Annotated in this window: 2 protein-coding genes; both read left to right on the top strand. The window is 36.1% G+C overall.

Going from position 1 to position 1696, the window contains the following annotated elements; genetic code table 11:
• The first annotated feature begins 132 nt into the window (after positions 1-132).
• On the top strand, positions 133-921 hold the full coding sequence (locus F6K13_RS31955; RefSeq protein ID WP_287289718.1) for a TspO/MBR family protein: 789 nt from the start codon (positions 133-135) through the stop codon (positions 919-921).
• A gap of 40 nt (positions 922-961) precedes the next feature.
• Positions 962-1138 (top strand): hypothetical protein, encoded by a 177-nt coding sequence (locus F6K13_RS31950; RefSeq protein WP_287289716.1) that lies wholly within the window; start codon positions 962-964, stop codon positions 1136-1138.
• Positions 1139-1696 lie beyond the last annotated feature (558 nt).

Raw genomic sequence — 1696 nt, 5'->3', positions numbered from 1 at the left:
CGGACATGATATTACTGTATAATCAGATTTTAGATGAGACAGGAATTACGCATAACCACCACATAAAGTAGGGGTTAACGGCCGTTAACCCGTACATGGCCAACCCCTACAAATGGTGTATAATTTCGTCTTTTGCGTAAGTCCTATGAAAATAAAGTTAATAGTTTTCTGAATATTCTGATTATGACTCAATCAAATGATGGTGGAACAGTCGAACAGTTTGTCAATACAGTAATGGGGGTAAAAACTGAGTCGAAAAATCAATCTATCCCCAAACAAATAGTTTCTACAAAAGAGCTAGATATCAAAGCACTTTTAATGTATAAATTAGGAACTATTGTACAAATAGGAATTATTCTTCTAGCCTTCTGGGGAATGGAAAAATTGGTGACTTTAGTTAATAATTATTCTTCTTTTCCTAATTGGTTAAATACCGTACTTGCAGGAATGTTTTTTACCTTATTAAGTATTCGTTCGCGAATTTTTTCCCCATTAGATAATACTCGTTCTCGTCAGACTTATGATAGTATAGTCAGACCTAAATGGGCACCTCCACCTTTAGCTTTTCCCATAGTATGGATGACAATTGCAGTCTTACGAGTTATCTCTTCGTTATTAGTTTGGCAGGAGATGAACCAACAATTTTTAGTGCTTCCTTTAATAACTTTTGCAGTACATCTTGCTTTGGGAGATACTTGGAATACAATATTTACTGTAGAACGTAGGTTAGGTGCTGCTGTTCCCGTCGTAATTTTAGGTCCTTGGTTATCTGCTTTAATAGTTACTATATTTTACTGGCAAATTAATCCCACAGCAGGAATGATTTTAGCCCCTTCTTGTGTATGGTTAACTGTGGCGGCTATATTAGTATTTAGGATTTGGCAATTGAATGGAAAAGAACCACTATATCCACTTAAATAGACAATTATATCATCTCCGGTTGAATAGTTATAAATAGGGTTTGCGCTTCACTAGTCTTTTAGTAGGGGTAGAAGACTACCAGGAGGGGGAGACAGGAGACAGGAGACAGGAGAAAGGAGAAAGGAGACAGGAGACAGGAGACAACCCACCCCTCGCCCCTCCCCCTCCCAGGAGGGGAGAAATGGGAATGAGCGAGGAGGTAGGATTCAACAATTAATAATTAATTATTAATTATTAATTATTAATTATTACCTCTCCTTGAAAAGAAGAGGATTGACTAAAAGGAAAAATTTTTTTCTTTTTTCCCCTGAAAAGGGGAGGATTTTAACCTGAATTAATAATTAATAATATCATGTCCGGTAGCATCGGTATTGTATAGCAAAGGTAGGGAACAGGGAACAGGGAACAGGGAACAGGGAACAGGGAACAGGCAAGAATACTTAAGGGCAATAAAAAACTTAAATTTCCTGTAGATATTCACCCTTGGGTTTACACAAACGATACCAGCGGACATGATATAATTATACCAATTTCCATGCATTAATGCTATACTTCCGATGAACTTCAGTTATTAAGTAATAATAATCGTTTAGTAATGTTTATAACGATTATCGATATTAAACAAAGATATATTTCTCTTTTCACCCTACTCCCTACTCCATACTGTCAAAGAGATGTAGCAATAATGCGTGAAATTTAGCTTTAGAAAGCGCTCAGACACAAAAAGAATAAGACTCGTCAAATGCATTTTTTTCGTTTTTTTTTACTTACTCAC

Source organism: Okeania sp. SIO2B9, assembly GCF_010672505.1.
GTDB lineage: Bacteria > Cyanobacteriota > Cyanobacteriia > Cyanobacteriales > Microcoleaceae > Okeania > Okeania hirsuta.
Note: the sequence above shows the minus strand (reverse complement) of the source record. Positions and strands in the feature narration are given on the sequence as shown.